We start from the raw sequence: 20,028 nt of genomic DNA, 5'->3' as shown, positions 1-20,028 counted from the left end.
CCCGATGAAGTTCCTCCGCGACACGTGGCTGGTCTACACCCGCCAACTGCTGCTGGTGTGGCGCACACCCGCCCGCCTGGTGATCGGGTTCTTGCAGCCGATCGCGTACCTGCTGCTGTTCGCCCCGCTGCTGAAGAACGCGCTGGCCTCCGCGGGCGCGCGGACCTACGCCGACGCCTACCGGATCTACGTGCCGGGCCTGCTGGTGGTGTTGGTGCTGCTCAGCGGCTTCTTCGCCGGGTTCCAACTGCTCGGCGAGCTGCGCTCGGGGGTGATCGAGCGGTCCAGGGTGACCCCGGTGAGCCGCACCGCGCTGATCCTGGGCCGGGCGTTCTCCGAGGTCACCACCCTGATGGGGCAGGCGGTGGTGATCACCATCGTCGCGCTGCCGTTCGGGCTGACGGTGGAGATCGGCTGGGTGCTGCTGGCGTACGTGATGCTGGCCCTGATGGCCCTGATGGCCTGCGCGCTGTCCTACGCGATGGCGATGCTGATCCCGTCCCCGGCCGCGCTCGGCCCGCTGATCAACAGCGTCTCGCAGCCGTTGTCGCTGCTCAGCGGGGTGCTGCTGCCGCTGACGCTGGCCCCGGGCTGGCTGGTCACCATCGCCGAGTGGAACCCGATCTACTGGACCACCAACGGCACCCGGGCGCTGTTCACCGGCAACCCCGGCGACACGTCGGTCTGGCTCGGCATGCTGATCGTGGTCGCGCTGGCCGCGCTCACGGTCACCTGGGCCACCCGGATGTTCGCCCGCCAGGTGCGCTGACGGGGCGAGAATTCACGGGCCTCGGGAGAATGTTCTCCCGAGGCCCGTTTCTTTATGCCGAAACCGCACCCGCTTAAGGCAGCGGAAACAGCCCGGTTCGGCAAACCGGGCTGTTTCCGTCTATCCAGAACAGGTTATTTACTGACCTCCGTCTTCACTTCCGCCACAGGGTCGGGCAGTAGTTCTGGTCGGCGTAGTCGGGCAGGCCGTCCTCGGTTCGGCGGACCAGCACGTCGTGGTTGTAGAAAACCGGCGTGCCGTCCGGCTTGAGGAACGGGCGGAACCGGTTGTCGCCGTCCTGCAGGTGCAGCGAGACGGCCCGGCGCGGCACGTCGGCCAGGTTCGCGCCGCTGCCGTGGTAGGTGCGGCAGTGGTGGAAGCTGACGTGGCCCTTGGGGATGATCATCGGGACCTTGCGCACCTCGGCGCCGTTGTGCGCGGCGTTGGCCGCCAGCAGCTCCTCCAGCTCGGCCCGGTCGCGCTGGGCGAAGTGCCGGGTCGAGTCGTCGCCGGGGACCTCGGTCCAGGCGTGGCTGCCGTCGACCATGGTGATGGTGCCCATCCGCTCGTCGCAGTCGTGGAACGGGATGAACGCGGTCAGCATCCGCTCGGAGGCGCAGGTCTGCCAGTAGTGCCGGTCCATGTGCCAGGGGACCTGGTTGGACGCCTCCTCCGGGCGCGGCGGCTTGAAGATCAGGGTGCTCTGCCAGACCCGGATCTCGTCGGCCTGGGCCAGTCGGGCGGCGACCGCGCCGAGCAGCGGTTTGCGCAGGATCGCGGCGACCTCGTCGCTCTCGTAGTGGATGTAGTCGTTGTGCCGCTGGACATCGCCCTTCTCGGGGGTCCAGTAGGCCAGGTTCGGCGGCCGCAGCGGCAGCCTGCGGTCGGTGTGCCCGGCGTAGAACCGCTCGGTGGCCTCGACCAGGGCGTCGATCTCGCTGTCGGTGAACAGCTTGCGGGACAGGTACCACCCGTGCGCCGCGTACTGGGCGACCTCGTCGTCGGTGGGCAGCAGCGCCCGCTCGGCCTCGGTCAGGGCGAACTGGTCGGTGAGTTCGGCGGTCACTGGGTGGCTCCTTGTGCCGGGTCGCGCCGGTCGCGTTCCACGGCCTGGTAGAGCGCCTTGATGTTGGCGCTGCCGAAGGTCAACGCGCCGAGGCGTTCGATCACCTCGAAGAACAGGGTGCGGCGGGGGTGGGTGGTCTGGGTGAAGATCTGGAACAGCTCGCCCTCGTTGTCCTGGTCGACCAGGATGTTGAGCTCCCGCAACTGCTCCACCGGGACGGCCACGTGCTCGAAGCGCTCGGCGAGCGCGTCGTAGTAGCCGCCCGGGGTGCTCAGGAAGCCGACCCCGCGCTCGCCGAGGGTGCGCACGGCGAGCGCGATGTCGTCGGTGCGGAACGCCAGGTGCTGCACACCGGGTCCGTGGTGGGCGGCCAGGAAGTCGTCGATCTGGCCGGGCTCGGCGGTGGTGTCCGGCTCCAGGATGGTCAGTGTGACCTCCTTGGACACGCTCTGCACCACCTTGGAGTTCATCGCCTGGCCGCCGACCTCGATGTGCTCCTCGAAGATCTGCTTGAAGCCGAGGACCTTCTCGTAGTACTCCACCGTCGGGTCCAGCTCGCCCGGCGCGACGCAGACCGCCACGTGGTCGATGGCCTCCAGCAGGTCCAGAGTGGACTCCTGCTCGTCCGGCGCGAGCTCCACCGCGTCGAGCAGCGTGTCCGGTCGGACGAACACGTGGCTGACGTCGCCGAAGCCGGTGATCCGCTCGCCGTGCGCGTCCGCGCCGCGTGCCACCGCCTCGGCGTAGGCCGCTTCGGGGTCGTCGGTGGACAACGCGACCGTGGCCAGGCCGTCACCGTGCTCGGCGACGTAGGCGGCGGCCGGGTGGTCGTCCTCGCGCGCGGAAGTCAGCAGCACCCGGATCGCGCCCTGGCGGAGCAGGACCGAGTGCTGGTCCGGTCGGCGCAACCACCCGTGCAGCCGGAACCCGTACTCGGCGCGCAGCTTGGCGGCGACCTCGTCGGCGTCGCCGACGTAGAACTCGACATGGTCTATGGCTTGCACATGCATGGTTGGACCTTCGGGTGGCGGTGGACTTGGTTCAGACCGCTGGTGTGGTGGTGCGGGTCAGACGGGTGCCTGGCTGACCGATCAGCAGGCTGACGTTGTGGCCGCCGAAGGCGAACGAGTTCGACAGGGCGGCGCGGACCGGACCACGGCGGGGCGCGGCGCGCACGTGGTCGAGCGCGCATTCCGGGTCCGGGTCGTCGAGGTTGTGCGTGGGGGCCAGCACACCGCCCGCCACCGACAACGCGGTCACGGCGGCCTCGACCGCGCCGGAACCACCGAGCATGTGCCCGGTGAGCGCCTTGATCGAGCTCACCGGCGGGCTCGCGTCGCCGAACACCGAGCGCACGGCGGCGGCCTCCGCGGCGTCGCCGAGTGGGGTGGACGTACCGTGCGCGTTGATGTAGTCCACATCGGACGGTGTGAGGTCCGCGTCCGCCACCGCCCGGCGCATCGCCGACGCGGCGCCCGCGCCGTCCGGTCGGGGGGTGGTCGGGTGGTGGGCGTCGGTGCTGACCGCCCAGCCGAGCAGACCGGCGTAGCTCGCGGCGCCCCGCGCGTCGGCGAAGTCAGACCGCTCCACGATCAGGATGCCCGCGCCCTCGCCGAGCACGAAACCGTTGCGGCGCTTGTCGAACGGCCTGCTCGCGGCCGTCGGGTCATCGCCCCAACCCCGGGCGAGCGCCCAGGCGTTGGCGAACGCGGACGCCACCGTCGGGTGCAACGCGGTGTCGCTCCCGCCGCACACCACCACGTCCGCCTCGCCGCCGCGGATGAGCCGCAGCGCCTCGGCGATCGACTGGGCGCCCGCCGCGCAGGCGGTGGCGATGCACGCGCTGTGGCCGCGGATGCCGTACTTGATCGCGATCCGGGCGGCGGCCATGTTGGCCAGCATCCCGGGCAACAGGTACGGGCTCACCTTCGCGCGGCCACGTTCCCAGCGCTGCGCGGCGAAGTGCTCGTAGGTCTCCAGGCCCGCGCCACCGGTCGAGACGACCACCGCGACCCGCTCGGGATCGACGTCGGTGCCGATCGTGATGCGGGCGTCGGCGATGGCGTCGTCGGCCGCGGCCATGGCCTGCAACACGAACCGGTCGACGGCCTTGGCGGACTTGATGTCCATCACCTCGGTCGGGTCGATGTCCGGGGCGATGCCCGCCGCGTCCAGCAGCCCGGCCAGCGGGTGACCCGGCGGCGGGGTGATCACCCCGGACCGCCCGGCGCACAAGGCGTCGAACACCTCGGCGGGCTTGCGGCCCACCGGGGTGACCAGCCCGATGCCGGTGATGGCCGCCGCGGGTCTCATCTCGCACCCAGGTTCTGCAGGTACTGCTCGCGCAGCGCGACCTTGCGGACCTTCCCGGTGGGGCCCAGCGGAATCCGGTCCTCGTCGACCACGACGACCTCGCGGAGCGTGGCCGCCACATCCGGTCCCAGAGCTGTTCGTATGGCCTCGGTGCGATCGGCGTCGGGATCACCGGCCGCGTCGAGCTGCACCAGGACGTCGGTGACAACACCGTCGTCCGTGCGCACGGCGACCACAGTGCAATCGGCGACATCGGGGCACGCGTTGAGGACGCGCTCCTCGGACAGCGCCGTGTGCAACCGCTTGCCGTCGCCGAGATCGACGGAGTCCACGAGCCGGTCGACGTGGTAGAAGTAGCCCTCCTCGTCGCGGTAGACGAGGTCGCCGGTGAGGAAGTAGCCGCGCACGCGGGTGCGGTAGGTGGTCACCGAGTCGTTCCAGTAGCCCAGGGACAGCGTGGGCGACTTCGTACCCAACTCGCCTACTTCGCCGTAGGGCAACTCGTTGCCGTCCGGGCCGAGCACGACGGGTTCGGCGAAGGCGTGCGGGCGGCCGATGCAGCGCCCATAGCGGTTGGTCTCGGTGGTGTGCGTGATGAAGAAGTGCGAGTGGCCCATCTCGCTGGAGCCCAGCCCGTCGATGAACGCCGACCCCGGCTTGCGGACCCGTCCCTCCTTTGTGGACACCTCGCGGTAGCCGAGGGAGATGAGCCTGCGGATGTGCGCCTCGTGCGCGCAGTCACCGGTGTTCCACCACAGCGCGACCGAGTCGAGGTCGCGGCCGCGCAGATCGGTCTTGGCCATCTCCGACCAGGTCGCCGCGAAACCGAGCACACCGCCGGGACGCCACTGCTCGATCGCGTCCACCACCGACGGACCGGTCTGCGTGGAGAGCGCCAGCAGCTCGCTCTCACTGGCCAGCGCCAGGTTGAGCGCGATGAGGGTGGCGGCGTGCGGGGCGGGGAGCGCGGACAGCAGCCGGTCGGTGCCCTGCGCCTTGGGCATCCGCAGCCGGTGCCGGTTGGCGGCGAACAGGCTGGAGTGCGAGTGCAGCACCGCCTTGGGCACGCCGGTCGTGCCGGACGAATGGGTGATCGCGACCGGGTCGTCCTGGTGGAACCGGTAGGGCTCGGGCGCCTGCGCCGGATCGCCCGCGCCGAGCGACTCGATGGGGGGCAACAGGTTCAGGCCGTGCGGCGCGAGGGCTTCGCGGCGGGTCGCGTCGGCGAGGACACCGACCGGTCGCAGCCGCTCGACGTAGCGGACGGTGATCTCCGGGGCGAGCTTGGCGTTGATCAGCGCCGGGATCGCGCCGAGGCGGGCCAGCGCGAGGAAGGTGAGGATGTTGTCGGCCACGCTGGTAGCGGTGATCGCGACCGGGTCACGCGTGCCGATGCCCAGCGCGTGCAACGCGGCGGCCCTGGCCCGGACGCGATCGTCCAACTGGCGGACGGTGAGCGCGGTCCAGGCCGGGATGTCGTCGACCGGGCGGTCGAAGGTGAAGGTTCGGCGGTCCAGGTCGCCGTTCGCCGCGACCAACGTGGTCAACACGTTGCCCGCGCCCAGATCCGGGTCACGCGCCAGCTTGGCCCGGGTGCTCGTGGCGGTCATGACCTCTCCCTCGCTCCGACCAGGACGGCCTCCGCCCGGTCACCGGTATCACCCGCGATGTCCGCGGTTATCAGCAGGGCCGCGTCGGCATCGCCCGCGGCGAACAGCAACTCCGCGCACGCCGCCGCGTCGGCCGTCGGGTCCCCGGTCGGACTGGTGCAGACCACCGGCCCGGCCAGGCCCCAGCGCGCGGCCACGTGCCCCAGTACCGCGTTCGGGTTGGACTGGAAGAACAGCAACGGCTGCACCCGCACACCGGCGGCCACCGCGGCGGCGACCACGTCGGCACTGGTCACGTCACCGTTGACGCTGGCGAGCACGATCGCCGTCCGCTCGCCGCGGGCCGCCGGGGGTTGCCCGTAGTAGGCCCGCAGGCACCGCTCGGCGACCTCGGCCACCAGCGGGTTGAACAATGAGACGACGAACCCGGCAACCGGAGCCACGGTGTCACCACCAGCAGCGTCCACACTGGACTCCGGCCACCGCGCCGAGGCTAGCACGTTTCCGACAGCGTCGGCAGGTGTCAGGTGTGCGGCCGCGTCGACTGTGGTCACACCCTCGATCGTCGGGATTACCTTGCTGGTCAAGGCTTTTCCGCTGTCCAGGGATGGCGCGCTCATGCCGCCTCCAGTAGCAGGGCGGTGTTCGCGCCACCGAAGGCCGCGTTCACGGTGAGCGCGTACCCCATGCGCGCTCGCCGCGGTTCGACCACCAGGTCCAGCGCGCACGTCGGGTCCGCACCGAGGTAGTTGGCGTTGACCGGCAGCACACCCTCGCCCGAGGCGAGGACGGTGGTCACCAGCTCGACCAGCCCGGACGCCTCCAAAGCGTGGCCGTGCACCGATTTCGTCGAACTGACCGGCGTCCGGTCCAGTCCGACGAGCGTCAGCGCGGCGACCTCGGCCTCGTCGTTGAACGTTGTTCCCGTGCCGTTCGCGTTGACGTAGTCGATGTCTGATATGGACACTCCGGCCCGATCAGCGGCACCCGTGATGGCTCGGGCCAGGCCGGTGCCGTCCGGCTTGGGCTTGCACACGTGGTAGGCGTCTCCCGACCGCGACCACCCGGCCAGTCGCGCCAACGGTGTCGTGCTGTGTGCCTCCAACAACACCGCCGCCACACCGTCGCCGAGCAGCATCCCCTGTCTGCCCAGGCTGAACGGCCGCAGCCGACCGTCGCGCGAGAGCGCCCTCCCGGCGTCGAACAGCGCGAAGGTCGACGGCTCGACCAGGTACCCGGCGGCGACCAGGACCCGGTCGGCCCGACCGGTCGAGATCATCGTCGCCGCGTCGGCCACCGCGGAGGTCGCCGCCACGCACGCGCCGGTGTAGACCCGCGACACGCCCGCGACCCCGGTCCGTGCGGACACTTCCCTTGCCAGTGCCCGGCTCCCGGCGTCAGCGTGCGCGGCGAGCAGCAGCGGCACTGACGCGCGCGGCCCCGGACACGCGCGCTCGATGACGCCAACCAACTCATCGACAAGGTCGGGTGAGCCGGGCAGGGTCGCCGCGTGTTCGGTGCGGCGGCCCACCGTGCTGAACCGGGTGACCGGCGCGAACGCCGGTTCCCCGGCGAAGGCCCCGGCGACCAGTCCGGCGTGGTCGCCGAAAGCGGTTCGCGCGGCGACGCCGGAGAGGTAGACGGGTCTGGCGGACTCAGTCATGGCGCTCGGCCTCGACGAGCGCCTTCGCCAGGGTGTCTACCGCGCCGGTCACCGTGCCCATGCCCGCGAACACCTCGTCGGTCAGGTCCAGTTCGACCCCGTAGCGCTGCTCGACCTGGGCGATCAGCCAGGTCAGCTCCAGGGAGTCCAGGTTCTCGCCGACCTCGCCGGTGCTGCGGTCGCCGAAGCCGGACAGCATCGCCAGCACGTCGGCGCGGTCGGGTGGGACGGGTGCGGCCATCTCAGGACGCGTCGGCGCCGGACGTGGTCGACAGCCGCTCGGCCAGCGCGTCGACGAACTCGTCCAGGTTCATCAGGGCCAGCGACTCCATGTCGTCGTCGCCGAACTTGATCTGGTACTTGTCCTCGATCTGCACGGCGAGGTCGGCCAGCGCCAGCGACTCCAGGTCGAGGCCCGCCGGGCCGAGGTCGGTGTCCCCGGTGACCTCGCTGACGTCGTAGTTCATCTCGCGCAGCGTGTCGAGCACGAACTCGCGAAGCTGGTCCTTCATCGCCCTGTCTCCCTGTCCTCGTTCCCTGCACTGCAACAAAGCCGCGGGCGTCAGCCGTTCTCGGCGGCGGCGAGCACGGCGGCGGCCCGGACGACCTTCCCGGTGGCGGTCCTGGGCAACGCGGGCAGCACGACCAACCGGCGCGGCCGCTTGAACGGCGCCAACGTCTCGGTGATCGCGGCGCGAACCTGCTCCAGTGACGCGCCGTCGGCCAGGCTCAGGTACGCCTGCACTCCCCCGTCGTGCAGCACCACGGCCTCGCGCACCGAGTCCAGGCCCGCGATCGCCTGCTCCACCTCGGTCAGGTCGACCTTCAGACCGCCGATCGACACCTGCGAGTCCAGCCGCCCCAACACGGTCAACAGCCCGGTGCCCGGGTCGAGCGCGGCGGCGTCCTTGGTGCACAACCAGCCGTCGACGAACCGACCCGGGTCCTGTTCGCCCAGGTACGGCGACCCCGGCCGGGCGATCCACAGCTCACCGCCGCGGATGCGCAGGTCCATCCCGTGCGCGGGGTCGACCGACGGCCAGAGCACCCCGTTGAGGTCGGTGGCGATCACGCCGACCTCGGTCATCCCGTACATGGTGCCCAGCGGGACGCCGAAGCGCTCCCGGAACCGCACCGGGACGGCGGGTCGGACCAGCTCACCGGCCACGATCATCCGGCGCAGTTGGGGAAGCGGGCGCGGATCGGTGGCCGAGGCGAGCAGTTCGGCGTGGAACGGAACCCCGATGATCGTCGCGGGCGAATCGGCCTCGGCGACCGCGGTGAGGATGCCGTCGGCGGTGAGCCTGCGCGGGAAGACGAGCTCGGCGCCGGTGTGCAACGCGTTGAGCAGGCCGCCGACCAAGCCGAGCACGTGCACGATGGACGCGAGCAGGACGACCCTTTCCCCCGCGCGGGGGAAATCGGGCAGCCGGTCGTAACGGTCCAGTTCGGCAATCAGGTCATCGGACGTCCGAGCGATCACCTTCGACGCACCGGTCGAGCCGGAACTGAACTGCACCAACGCGTGCGCCGTGTCGGCCGGGCGGCCACCCTCCCTGGCGGACACCGCGGCCACCACCTCGGCGTACCCGCACAGCTTGTGCCCCTTGACCTCCGCGGCCTCGACCAGGTACTGCGCGGCGATCCGGTCCAGCGCGCCGTCCACCTCGTGCTGGGTGAGCCGGTGGTCGAGCAGGCTGACCTGGGCACCGATCCGCCACGCGGCCAACAGGAAGGCGATGAAGGTCAGCGACGGCGGCAGTCGCAATGCGACAGTCCCACCCGCGACGAGCCCGGCCGCGCGCAACCGGCTCTCCGCCCCGGCCACCGATCGGCGCAACGCGTCCCGGTCGATCGGCCGATCCATGCGCAGGCACCCGGCCGCACCGTCGCCTGCCAGCAGCACCTGGTCCACCCATTCCGGGTTTGCCGCAGGCCGATTTGCCAGCGGAAGATCTGCGTCCGCCATTGGTTCCTTCACATTTTGTCTAGGCCGAATGCCGTATCGGGAGTTCATTACCCGCCCTGACCCGCCAAACAATCGCATACCGGCTCAACGAGAGTCAAGGTCGCCCGAAAGGCGTAACGGAGGCGGCTAAGGCAAGGCCACTACCAGGCGTTCTCACTGTGCGCACAGGGCAACCGGCCGTGCGTACGACTACTCGCCGCGCACGAAAGAAGTCAACTAAACCGCGTTCGGTGACGACACAACCGAAACCGTGGAAAATGCGGTGAACGGATGCCACGATATCGCGGCCCAGTGCCCCGAACGGCCCAAACCGGTGAAGGCGGACAACGGTGAAACCAGTAGACGTCGCGGACTACGCGGCCAACGCGGAGACAACCCTGGCACCCGACGTGCTGGGCTACCTCAACGGCGGCTCCGGCGCGGAGTGGACACTACGCGCCAACGCCGCCGCCTGGGACCGGATCCGACTGCGCCCCCGCGTCCTGGTCGACGCCTCGGCCTGCGACACCCGCGCCGAACTGCTCGGCTCTGCGCTGGCCGCGCCGATCGGCGTCGCACCGATGGCATACCACAGGTTGGTGCACCCGGAGGGCGAGTTGGCCACGGTCCGCGCCGCCGGTGCCGCGGGCGCCCTGTTCGTGTCCAGCATCTTCGCCAGCACCGACCTGGCCGAGATCGCCGCCGCCGCGACCGGTCCACTGTGGATGCAACTGTACTGGCTGCGCGACCGGGACGCGCTGCTCGACCTGGTCACCCGCGCCGAACAGGCCGGGTACCGCGCCTTGGTGCTGACCGTGGACGCCCCCAGGGTCGCCCGCCGGTCCCGCGACCTGCGCAGCGGCTTCACCCTGCCCCCCGACGTGCGCGCCGTGAACCTCAGCTCGGAACTGATGGCCGCCGCCCACGTCGCCGAGGTGGGCGTGTCCGCGATCGAACGGCACTCCCGCGAACGCTTCGACCCGACGATCACCTGGTCAGACCTCGCCTGGCTGCGTGCCCGAACCCGGCTCCCCCTGGTGCTGAAGGGAATCCTCACCGGCACCGACGCCATCCAGGCCATCGACCACGGCACCGACGCCATCGTCGTCTCCAACCACGGCGGCCGCCAACTCGACGGCGTCCCCCCCACCGCCGACACCCTCGCCGAGGTCGTCGACGCGGTCGCGGGCCGCCTCCCAGTCCTCGTCGACGGCGGCATCCGCAGCGGCCGTGACGTGCTCAAAGCCATCGCCCTGGGCGCCTCCGCCGTCCTGGTGGGCCGCCCCGTCCTCTGGGGCCTGGCCCACTCAGGCACCCCCGGCGCCGAACACATCCTGCGGCTGCTGCGGGAAGAACTCGAGGAAGCCCTGATCCTCACCGGCCACCCCACCCTGGCCACCCTGGACCGAACCGCCCTCGGCTAGCTTCCAGCCCCCAGGTGGCGACGCCGATGCCGTCACACGCGTACGCCACGAACCCCGCCAGGCACCGCTTCACCCCCGGTCGCCCCCGCCACTCCCCTTCCCACGCCGCAGTGGGCGCGGCCACCCAGGCTCGACAGCCGCGCCCACCCCCGGCAGCTCACCCACCGGCATCCTGACCTTCACTCACCCCACCGGGCTCACGCCTCACGAACGTTACGCATCCCAACCCACCCCCCTCCCCACCCATCCATCAGCGATTTCGCAGGAGCATAAGTCCGCCCAACTCAACCCGTCGATACGCCAAGGGCGCTAACCCCGCACTAGGCCGAATGGACACATTCCCTTGTCCTTAAAGGACTTCAGCCCACCCACCGCCCCACTCGCCCCCATCCCCCAAACGGCCCATTCCCCCTACTCCACCCCGGACACTCCACCCCTCACCACCATCAGTCCACAATGTCCGTCCACATCACCCACCCCACCCAACTCCCCCACCCCCACACACTTCCCCACCCCACCCCCACCACACGATCCAACGAACCCCACCCCACCCTCTTGACACCACCACCCCCACCGCCCTACGGGCGCCCCCCACCCTCCCGGGGGCAGCCCTCGATGCCAGTCTACTGGCGGGGTCCGTCAAAAGATCTTGGACGATGGAGCGGAGGGGGTCTCCTGTGGATAACTTGTGTCGCTGGATGGGGTGAAGTTCGGCGAGGGCAAGGGAAGGATCAGCAGGTGAGGGGGTGGTGGGCGGGCTGACGGGCGGGCGTGGCGGATGTTGGCCGGAGGGCGTTCGCAGGGGCCAGTTCGGGTGGGCGGTGGCAGGCGGGAAAGCGGCGGTGGACGGCTGGGGGGCGGCAGTGCGGGCGCCGAGGCTGGGCGTGGGAACTGCGGGGCAGGCGCCAGGACGAACATGGATCGACGGACGGCTGCCGAGGCCAGGGCTGGGTCGGGGAACTGTCGGGCGAGCCCCTACGCAGGAGCAGGGATCGACGGCGCGAGCACCAGGGAGATCTACGGGGCGGGCACGCGGGCGAGAGCAGGGATCGACGGCGCGAGCCAGGGCCGAGGCGCGGATCGACACGACAGGGTGTAGACCCAAGACCAGTGCCGGTTTGGGTATCTACGGGGCGCCCATGCAGGCGAGAGCGGGGACCAAGGCGCAAGCACCAGAGCGGAGGCGCGGATCAACGGGGCGGACGCCAAGACCAGAGCCCGATGGGGATCGGCGGGCATCCGGGTGCGAGCAGGGACCGGCGGCACGAGCACCAAGGCCAAGGCTCGGATCAGCGGCGTAGGCGTCAAGGTTAGAGCTGATTTGGGGATCTGTGGGCGGCCATCTGGGTGGGAGCGGGGATCAACGACGCGAAGATCCGAGGCGTAGCTCGGCGGGTGAGCGTCAACACCCGAACCGGCTTGGGATCGACGGGGCGGCCATCCGGGCGCGGGCACCAGGACCAAGGTGCGGATCAACGAAGTGGACGCCAAGGCCAGAACCGGACCAGCGGCGCGAGCATCCGGGCGGGAGCGGGACCGACGGCGCGAGCGCCAAAGCCGAGGTGCGGATCAACGGGTGGGCGTCAAGGCCCAATGCCACTGACTCAACGACTGTTTTTGCAGGTCAGAGCATGTTTGCCAGTGTCGACGGCAAGGCTGCCGCCACAGGGTGGGTGACGGGATGTGCCGACGCGACCAGCGCCTTCTGGTCCAGCGCCGCCAGCATTGTCCTATTTGGACAGTTGAGCAGTGGGCAATCTGGACTCGACACAGGTCGCGACCAGGGAAAACGTTAAGTTGGTGGCATTGTGTCAAAGCCAGAACCGGATCGGCGGGGCAGGTATCCGGGCGAGGGTGGGGACCAACGGCACGAGCGCTGGAGCCAAGATGCAGATCGACGGGTGAGCGTCAAGACCCGAACCAGATCGACAGAGCAGGCATCCGGGCAAGCATGGAAACCAACGACGCGAGCGTCAAAGCCAAGGTGCGGATCGACGGGTGAACGTCAAAGACCCCGAACCAGATCGACAGAGCAGGCATTCGGGCGAGGGTGGAGACCAACGGCACGAGTCTGGAGCCGAGGCGCGGATCAACAGGGTGGACGCCAAAGGCCAGAGACGACGGGGATCGGCGGGCGGGCATCGGAGGGAGCCGGCGGCGCGAGCGCCAGGGTCAAGGTGTGGACGGGACGGGCACCTGCGGGCAGGCGTCAAGACAGGAGTGGGGATCGGCGGCGCGAGTGGCGGGGGCGACGTGTGGATCGGCGGGCGGGTGCCAAGGTCGGAAACGGGTTCGGGATCCAGGGGCCTCCCACGAAGGAGTGGGCGGGTGATCAGCAGGGCGGGTCCCGGAACGGCTGGTCGTAGGACGGGGAGAGGTCTGGACAACATCGGATAATTGGTCTAGACAATATCCGAGCGGTGTCCCCCTGCGCACCGTGACATGGAGGTTGTCGACATGACACTCGTCCTTCGCCGCCGTGGTGGTTGGGGGGTGGTGGCCGCGATGGCCGCCGCCTGCTCGGTCGTCGCGGGGGTGCTCGTCGCCGGTCCCGCGGCGGCGGCCAACCTGTTGACCAATCCGGGCTTCGAGAGCGGGTCCACCGCCGGGTGGACGTGCGACTCGGCGGCGGTCGTGTCCACCCCGGTGCACTCCGGGTCGTACGCGCTCGCCTCCACCGCGAACGGCGCGAAGACCGGCCAGTGCGCGCAGACCGTGTCCGTGCTGCCCAACACCGCCTACAAGGTGTCCGCCTGGGTGCGGGGCAACCCGGTCTACCTCGGCATCACCGGCGGCGGCTCCACCTGGACCGCCGCGTCCGACTACTCGCAACTGTCGCTGGCCTTCACCACCGGCGCGACGCAGACCAGTGTCGAGTTGTACGTGCACGGCTGGTACGGCGCGGGCACGTTCCAGGTCGACGACCTCGTGCTCGACGGTCCCGGCGGCGGTGGCGGCAACCCGGGCGGCAACGCGCCGAGCACCCCGGCGAACCCGGCGGTCGGCGCGGTCAACGCGAACTCCATCGCGCTGTCCTGGGCGGCGGCGACCGGGACCGTCACCGGCTACAAGGTGTACGAGGGCACCACGCTGAAGGCGACGGTCACCGGCACGTCGACCACGATCAGCGGCCTGGACTCCTGCTCGACGCACACGTTCGCGGTGACCGCGTACAACACGACCGGCGAGTCGGCGCGTTCGTCCGAGGTCACCGGCACCACCACCGGCTGCCCGGACATCGGCCTGCCCAAGCACGCGCTGATCGGCTACCTGCACACGAGCTTCGCCAACGGGTCCGGCTACATCAAGATGTCCGACGTGCCGGACAGTTGGGACATCATCGACCTGGCGTTCGCCGAGCCGACGTCGGTGACCTCCGGTGACGTCCGGTTCAACCGCTGCTCGGTCACCGAGTGCCCGTCGGTGGAGAGCGACGCGGACTTCATCGCCGCCATCAAGGCCAAGCAGGCCAAGGGCAAGAAGGTGCTGATCTCGATCGGCGGCCAGAACGGCGAGGTGCAACTGACCACGACCGCGGCGCGGGACAAGTTCGTCAGCTCCGTGTCGGCGATCATCGACAAGTGGGGCCTCGACGGCCTCGACGTCGACTTCGAGGGCCACTCGCTGTACCTCAACTCCGGTGACAAGGACTTCCGCAACCCGACCACCCCGGTGATCGTGAACCTGATCTCCGCGCTGAAGTCGCTGAAGGCCAAGTACGGCGCCAAGTTCGTGCTCACCATGGCGCCGGAGACGTTCTTCGTCCAGGTCGGCTACCAGTTCTACGGCGGTACCAGCGCGGGCGACAACCGCACCGGCGCCTTCCTCCCGGTGATCCACGCGCTGCGCGACGCGCTGACCGTGCTGCACGTGCAGGACTACAACTCCGGGCCGGTCACCGGTCTGGACGGCCAGTACCACACCATGGGCGGCGCGGACTTCCACATCGCGATGACCGACATGCTCAAGGCCGGGTTCCCGGTGGCCAACACCGGGTTCACCTTCCCCGGCCTGCGCGACGACCAGATCGCGATCGGTCTCCCGGCCGCGGTCAGCGCGGGCAACGGCTACACCTCGCCCGCCAACGTGCAGGCCGCGGTCAACTGCCTGGCCCGCAACCAGGGCTGCGGCGGCTACACCCTGCGCGGCGGCACCCAGCCGGGGATCCGCGGGCTGATGACCTGGTCGATCAACTGGGACCGGTACTACAACTGGGAGTTCCAGAACTCGCACCGGCCGTTCCTCACCTCGTTGCCGTAACCACTTACCCGGATCAGCCCCACCCCACGTGCCCGGGGTGGGGCTTTTCCCCTGTTCGGGCCCGTTCGCCCAGTTGTTGCGGCTACCCTGGCGCGGGTCGCGGCGCACCGGGAGGGTCTGTGCTCAGGGTTGTCCAGGCGGTGGCGGCGGTGGTGCTGGTGGGTGCCACGGTGTGGTTGGCGACCCTGATGTGGACCGGCGCCATGACCAGGTCCGGCTACCGGGGTGATCTCGGTTCGTTCCAGGTGAACCGCTGCCTGGACGATGAGACCCCGGACGGCACCACACACTCGTGCACCGGCGTGTTCTTCCCCGAAGGTGTGGTGACGTCCACCGCCGCGGTGCGGCTCGACCCGGCGGACGAAGCCTTTGCCGACAACACCCGGCTCACGGTGCGCCGAGTGGGTGACCAGGTGTTCGTGCCGAAGACGTGGTTCGTGATCCTCCTGTTGGGCTTGGTGATCGTTGTCGGGGCGGCGCTGCTGGGGTTCGCGGCCTCGCTGGGCTACGCCGCGGTGACCGACGACGACTGGACGTTCGGCCTCGGCTGCCGGTGGTTGCTGGTGGCGAACCTCTGCGCGACCGGGTTGGTGCTGGTCGGCGCACTGGTCATGGCCGTGGTCCTGGCCATCATCCCGTGATGGTGGCATCTGGGTGAGGTCGTCGCATCCGAGGAGGACTCGTGGTGAAGCCGCTGCTCCGGGTTGTCCAGGCGGTGGTCGCGTCGGCTCTGGTGGGCATTGTGGTCTGGGTGGCGGTGCCGCTGTGGTTCCACATCCAGGAGGAGGCGGGCTACCGCGGTGAACCGGGGACGTTCCAGGTGAACCGGTGCGTGCAGGAGGAACTGCCGGACGGCGGCGGCACCATCTCCTGCACCGGCCGGTTCGACCCGGACAACTCGGCCGCGTCGTCGGGTGCCGTCGTCGAACTGATCCCGGCCGACGAGGTGTACGGCGACAACACCACGCTCGCCGTGCGCCAAGTGCGGGACAACGTGTACACGCCAAGGCCGTGGCACCGGATCCTCGGCATCGAGGTGATGGTAGGTCTCTCGGTCGGCGTGCTGGCGTTCGCGGGTTCCCTCGGGTTCGCCGCAGCGACCGGTGCCAAGTGGACGTTCGGTCTCGGCTTCCGATGCCTGGGTGCGGGTTACTTCGGTGTGTTCGCCTTGGCGGTTGCCTCAGTGCCGGTCGTGGCGGTCGTGTTCTGGGTTACCTAGCCAAGGCGCCAAGCGTCCACTGTGGATAGAGATAGCGGACAATCGGTCCACAGAGGCCGGACGGCGGGGTTGGCTCAGCGAGCGGGCAGCTCCAGCGCCCAGCGGTACGCCTGCACCAGGCCGCTGTCGAAACCGGACGCCGAGCCCCAGAGGAACAGCCGGAAGTGCCGGTACAGCGCCTCGCCCCAGTTGGACACGACGTGCTCGCGGTTGCGGTCGAGCTTCTCCGCCCAGATCTTGCAGGTGAGGTAGTAGTTGTGCCGCTCGTCGTCCACCGAGGTGAGGGAGAACGGCGACCGCGCCACCTGGTGCAGGTAGTCGTGCAGCAGCAGCGGCGTCGACACACCGGGGTAGACGTACCTGCTCATGAAGGTGGACATGCGGTGCTTGTGCCGCATCGCCAACGCGTCCAGGTAGACCCGGCCGCCCGGCTTGAGCAGCTCCGCGTACTTGCGCAGCGACGTCTTGTAGTCGGGCAGGTGCTCGGTGACGCCCATGTTGACGATCGCGTCGTATTTGGCGCCCTTGAACTGGTAGAAGTGCTGCCGCAACACCTGGCACGGCAGGTTCTCGCGCGCGATGAGGTCCTTGAGGAACAGCTCGGACGGCTCGGACAGGGTCAGCGTGGTGACCTCGATGCCCTTGCGCCCGGCGTGCTCGACGAACGCGCCCCAGCCGCCGCCGATCTCCAGCACCCGGTCGCCGGGCTTGACGCCGAGCTGCTCGATGGCCATGTCCATCTTGCGGGTCATCGCGTCTTCGATCGGCTCGTCGTCGGACTTGAACGAGCCCTGCGTGTAGCAGCGGTGCCGATCGTCCAGGAAGGACAGGAAGAACTCGGGGTCGCGGTCGTAGTGCGCGGTGATGGACCGGCGGTCGTGTTCGGTCTTACCGCGCACAATCGCGGGCAGGAACCGGTTCACGTACGACACGGGGTGGATGTCGCTGAAGAACTTGCGCATCGACAGGGCGGCGAAGATGTCGCCGTCGATGTCGAGGCTGCCGTCCAGGTAGGCGAGTCCGATCTGCACCTGGTCGAGCGAGTTCAGCGCCGAGATGGCCGCCTCGTCGTGCGCGACGAGGGTGAACACCGGTTCGCCGGAGCCCAGCGTGCGACCGTCCCCGGTGGGCGGCTCAATCCGGAAAGGCACCTCGGGCCGCTTGCGGAAGAAGGCCCGGTACCGCCGCGCGAACGCGCCCCAATCGGCTTTCTGCACCGTCACGGGGCCAGACTAGCAGCGCTCAACGGCGGGCCACTATGCCGACGCAGCCCGCTTTCCAGCCGGTGGGAGACCCTCCCCACGTTGCGTTCAAGGGTCGTCCGGTTTAACCGGCGATGGCGTTCAGGTCGGCCAAGTCCTCCTCGGTGAGCGTGATGTCACCGACGGCGAGGTTCTGTTCGAGGTGCCCGACCGACTTGGTGCCGGGGATGAGCAGGATGTTGGGCGAACGGGCCAGCAGCCAGGCGAGCGCGATCTGCCGGTCGGTGGCGTCGTGCCGGGCGGCGACGGTGTGCAGCACCTCGGCCTGCAGCGGCTGGAACCCGCCCAGCGGGAAGAACGGGACGTAGGCGATGCCGAGCCGGGCGGTCTCGTCGACGAGGGCGTCGTCGCCGCGCTCGGTGATGTTGTACTGGTTCTGCACGCAGGCGACCGGGGCGATCTCGCGGGCCTTGGCCAACTGCTCGGAGGTCACGTTGCTGACCCCGAGCTCCGCGATCAGGCCCTCTTCGCGCATCGCGGCGAGCACCGCGAAGTGCTCCTCCAGCGGCGACTCGTCCATCACCCGCAGGTTGACCGCGTCGAGCCGGTCTACACCGAGCCGGGTGAGGTTGTCGTGCACCGCGGACCGCAGTTCGTCGGGGGCGAGCGCGGGCAGCCAGTTGCCCTTGTCGTCGCGGCGGGCACCGATCTTCGTGACGATGACCAGGCCCTCGGGGTAAGGCCGCAGGGCCCGCGCGATCAACTCGTTGACCACGTACGGGCCGTAGTAGTCGGACGTGTCGATGTGGTCGACGCCGAGTTCGACCGCGCGGCGCAGCACCGCGATCGCGCCGTCGGGGTCGGCGGGCGGCCCGAAGACGCCCGGTCCGGCCAACTGCATGGCCCCGTACCCGATCCGCTTGACCTGTCCCAACGTCGCTGCCATACCGCCCACTATGCCCGGTCGGGCAAATGCGCGCGTGATCAACCCCTGTGTGGGAAGTGTGCGACGAGGACACTCCTGCCGTCGTGGTGGCGCAGGTGCACCTCGTCGGCGAGCACGCGCAAGAGCGGCAGGTTGAATCCGCCGTCGGGTATGTGTCCCTGCGCCGGTAACTGCCACGGGCCGGTGTCGGCGACAGTGACCACGATCGCACCTGGTCGGGCCTCGACCATGAGGGTCACCTCGCCGGTGGCCCGGTCGGGTCGGAACCGGTGTTCGACGGCGTTGGTCACAGCTTCGTCAGTGGCCATAACGATGTCCCGCGCGGTTTCGATGGCCACACCGAGGTCCGCCAACCACGCCCGGAGGTGGTTGCGCAGGGTCACCAGGTGGTAGAGCCGGGGTGGCATGGTCACCGTGAGCTGGTCGCCCTCGGTCGACGCGGTGGCCAGGACCTTGGCGGGTGCCCCCGCGCCACCGGCGTCCGGTGCGATCGACACCGTCACAACCCCCTCGTCACGCCACGAACTCGTCACCCAACGAGTCGCCCTCGGCAATATCGTTGTTACCGCAGGTTCATGATGAGGTGCAACTGGTCACCAGGGGAAGGGGGCACGGCCGATCGACCGGTGTGTTCGCCGGAGACGTCGCGCACAGATGTCCGGATTGTGCTGGAGTCGCGGCACCCGGTACGGCTGTGGTATGGACCACAACTGACCACACTCCACAACGACGCCGTCGTCCCTCTACGGGCTACGACGAGGACGTCGCGGTTGTCGCCCATCGCGCGAACCAGGAACAATCCTGACATGGGCGCGGCATTGATAACCGGCTGTTCCGGCTCCGGCAAGAGCACCGTCGCGGCAGAACTGTCGGAGCGCGGTTATACCGCCATCGATGCGGACAACGTGATCGCGCGGTGGCTCGACCGGTCCGGCAGTCCGGTGTGGATGCCCGACGACGCCTCCGCGACCTGGTTCGACCAGCACACCTGGTCCTGGGACCTCACCTGGCTCGACGACCTGATCGCGTCGGCCGACACCATGTACGTCTGCGGGGCGGCCGACAACATCGCCCGCGCCTGGACACGGTTCGAGCGGGTCTACCTGCTCGCGATCAGCGAGGCCACCATGCTGTCCAGAGTGGACGACCAGGACCGGCTGCACGACTTCGGCCGCCGCCCCGGCCAGCGCGAGTGGATCCGCCGGTGGCGCCCGCGCTACCAGGACGAGGTGCTGGCCCTCGGCGCCATCGAGGTGGACGCCGACCGGGACCTCGCCGCCGTGGTCGACACGATCGTGGGCGGCTGAACCCCAGCGACACGCCCACAACATGTGGGTGTGCGGTGGCCCGGCGATCACTATGTATTGTGGTCCGGTAGCTGGTTCGACCGGTCAGCCAGACCGGTCGTCGCAAGAGGGAACCCGGTGCGAGTCCGGGACTGCCCCGCAGCGGTGAACGGGAACGAAAGCCGTCAGATGAGCACTGGACGCCCGCGTCCGGGAAGCGACGGCCAGTAGGCGCCGGGTCGACGACCCGGCACGCCCGTGAGTCCGAAGACCTGCCAGCGCCCCGCGTGCGATCGCACGCGGGCGTCCACAGCCCCGAGGG

At 69.6% G+C, this 20,028-nt stretch carries 18 protein-coding genes and 1 riboswitch; of the genes, 6 read left to right on the top strand and 12 right to left on the bottom strand.

Features of this window, described 5'->3' with window-relative positions:
- The first annotated feature begins 4 nt into the window (after window positions 1-4).
- On the top strand, window positions 5-769 hold the full coding sequence (locus H504_RS0115565) for an ABC transporter permease (protein ID WP_026423517.1): 765 nt from the start codon (window positions 5-7) through the stop codon (window positions 767-769).
- Window positions 770-923: 154 nt separating this feature from the next.
- On the opposite strand, the gene H504_RS0115560 is transcribed toward H504_RS0115565, so the two are convergent.
- The 9 genes from H504_RS0115560 to H504_RS0115520 are packed head-to-tail and all read right to left on the bottom strand — an operon-like array spanning window position 924 to window position 9,390.
- Complete coding sequence (locus tag H504_RS0115560) at window positions 924-1,835, bottom strand: phytanoyl-CoA dioxygenase family protein (protein ID WP_026423516.1); 912 nt, start codon at window positions 1,833-1,835, stop codon at window positions 924-926.
- Window positions 1,832-2,845 (bottom strand): 4-hydroxyphenylpyruvate dioxygenase, encoded by a 1,014-nt coding sequence (gene hppD, locus H504_RS0115555; protein ID WP_026423515.1) that lies wholly within the window; start codon window positions 2,843-2,845, stop codon window positions 1,832-1,834. Before hppD ends, H504_RS0115560 begins: the two co-directional genes overlap by 4 nt.
- A 31-nt stretch (window positions 2,846-2,876) precedes the next feature.
- Window positions 2,877-4,148, bottom strand: coding sequence for a beta-ketoacyl-[acyl-carrier-protein] synthase family protein (locus H504_RS0115550; RefSeq protein WP_026423514.1), 1,272 nt, complete (start codon window positions 4,146-4,148; stop codon window positions 2,877-2,879).
- Window positions 4,145-5,758 carry a class I adenylate-forming enzyme family protein gene (locus tag H504_RS0115545; RefSeq protein WP_026423513.1) on the bottom strand — a complete coding sequence of 538 codons (1,614 nt, stop codon included), beginning with the start codon at window positions 5,756-5,758 and terminating at the stop codon, window positions 4,145-4,147. Before H504_RS0115545 ends, H504_RS0115550 begins: the two co-directional genes overlap by 4 nt.
- Window positions 5,755-6,378 carry a hypothetical protein gene (locus H504_RS0115540; protein ID WP_211239328.1) on the bottom strand — a complete coding sequence of 208 codons (624 nt, stop codon included), beginning with the start codon at window positions 6,376-6,378 and terminating at the stop codon, window positions 5,755-5,757. Before H504_RS0115540 ends, H504_RS0115545 begins: the two co-directional genes overlap by 4 nt.
- Window positions 6,375-7,421, bottom strand: coding sequence for a beta-ketoacyl synthase N-terminal-like domain-containing protein (locus tag H504_RS0115535; protein WP_026423511.1), 1,047 nt, complete (start codon window positions 7,419-7,421; stop codon window positions 6,375-6,377). The genes H504_RS0115540 and H504_RS0115535 overlap by 4 nt, the downstream gene beginning before the upstream one ends.
- A complete protein-coding gene (locus tag H504_RS0115530; RefSeq protein ID WP_026423510.1) occupies window positions 7,414-7,662 on the bottom strand; it encodes a hypothetical protein in 249 nt (82 codons plus the stop codon). Before H504_RS0115530 ends, H504_RS0115535 begins: the two co-directional genes overlap by 8 nt.
- A 1-nt stretch (window position 7,663) precedes the next feature.
- Window positions 7,664-7,933 carry an acyl carrier protein gene (locus H504_RS0115525; protein ID WP_026423509.1) on the bottom strand — a complete coding sequence of 90 codons (270 nt, stop codon included), beginning with the start codon at window positions 7,931-7,933 and terminating at the stop codon, window positions 7,664-7,666.
- 50 nt (window positions 7,934-7,983) lie between these two features.
- Window positions 7,984-9,390, bottom strand: coding sequence for a class I adenylate-forming enzyme family protein (locus tag H504_RS0115520; protein WP_051385913.1), 1,407 nt, complete (start codon window positions 9,388-9,390; stop codon window positions 7,984-7,986).
- A gap of 329 nt (window positions 9,391-9,719) precedes the next feature.
- On the opposite strand from H504_RS0115520, the gene H504_RS0115515 reads away from it, so the two are divergent.
- From H504_RS0115515 to H504_RS0115495, 4 genes are all read left to right on the top strand, one after another.
- Window positions 9,720-10,793, top strand: a complete 1,074-nt coding sequence (locus tag H504_RS0115515; RefSeq protein ID WP_026423507.1) for an alpha-hydroxy acid oxidase — start codon at window positions 9,720-9,722, stop codon at window positions 10,791-10,793.
- Window positions 10,794-13,250: 2,457 nt separating this feature from the next.
- Window positions 13,251-15,053 carry a chitinase gene (locus tag H504_RS0115505; protein ID WP_425394061.1) on the top strand — a complete coding sequence of 601 codons (1,803 nt, stop codon included), beginning with the start codon at window positions 13,251-13,253 and terminating at the stop codon, window positions 15,051-15,053.
- A 119-nt stretch (window positions 15,054-15,172) separates the two neighbouring features.
- Window positions 15,173-15,694 carry a hypothetical protein gene (locus tag H504_RS0115500; protein WP_026423505.1) on the top strand — a complete coding sequence of 174 codons (522 nt, stop codon included), beginning with the start codon at window positions 15,173-15,175 and terminating at the stop codon, window positions 15,692-15,694.
- Between the two features lie 44 nt (window positions 15,695-15,738).
- Window positions 15,739-16,272: a hypothetical protein gene (locus H504_RS0115495; RefSeq protein WP_157440441.1), complete on the top strand. Its 534-nt coding sequence runs from the start codon at window positions 15,739-15,741 to the stop codon at window positions 16,270-16,272.
- Between the two features lie 74 nt (window positions 16,273-16,346).
- On the opposite strand, the gene H504_RS0115490 is transcribed toward H504_RS0115495, so the two are convergent.
- The 3 genes from H504_RS0115490 to H504_RS38720 all read right to left on the bottom strand — a co-directional run bounded on the left by H504_RS0115490 (window position 16,347) and on the right by H504_RS38720 (window position 18,917).
- Window positions 16,347-17,495 carry a class I SAM-dependent methyltransferase gene (locus tag H504_RS0115490; protein ID WP_026423503.1) on the bottom strand — a complete coding sequence of 383 codons (1,149 nt, stop codon included), beginning with the start codon at window positions 17,493-17,495 and terminating at the stop codon, window positions 16,347-16,349.
- Between the two features lie 103 nt (window positions 17,496-17,598).
- A complete protein-coding gene (locus tag H504_RS0115485; protein WP_035304490.1) occupies window positions 17,599-18,420 on the bottom strand; it encodes an oxidoreductase in 822 nt (273 codons plus the stop codon).
- A gap of 38 nt (window positions 18,421-18,458) precedes the next feature.
- Complete coding sequence (locus H504_RS38720) at window positions 18,459-18,917, bottom strand: ATP-binding protein (protein WP_157440440.1); 459 nt, start codon at window positions 18,915-18,917, stop codon at window positions 18,459-18,461.
- A gap of 309 nt (window positions 18,918-19,226) precedes the next feature.
- On the opposite strand from H504_RS38720, the gene H504_RS0115475 reads away from it, so the two are divergent.
- Window positions 19,227-19,727, top strand: a complete 501-nt coding sequence (locus H504_RS0115475; protein ID WP_026423501.1) for a dephospho-CoA kinase — start codon at window positions 19,227-19,229, stop codon at window positions 19,725-19,727.
- A 55-nt stretch (window positions 19,728-19,782) separates the two neighbouring features.
- Window positions 19,783-20,000, top strand: a riboswitch (cobalamin riboswitch).
- Window positions 20,001-20,028: the final 28 nt, after the last annotated feature.

Source organism: Actinokineospora inagensis DSM 44258 (assembly GCF_000482865.1).
GTDB classification, from domain to species: domain Bacteria; phylum Actinomycetota; class Actinomycetes; order Mycobacteriales; family Pseudonocardiaceae; genus Actinokineospora; species Actinokineospora inagensis.
Note: the sequence above shows the minus strand (reverse complement) of the source record. Positions and strands in the feature narration are given on the sequence as shown.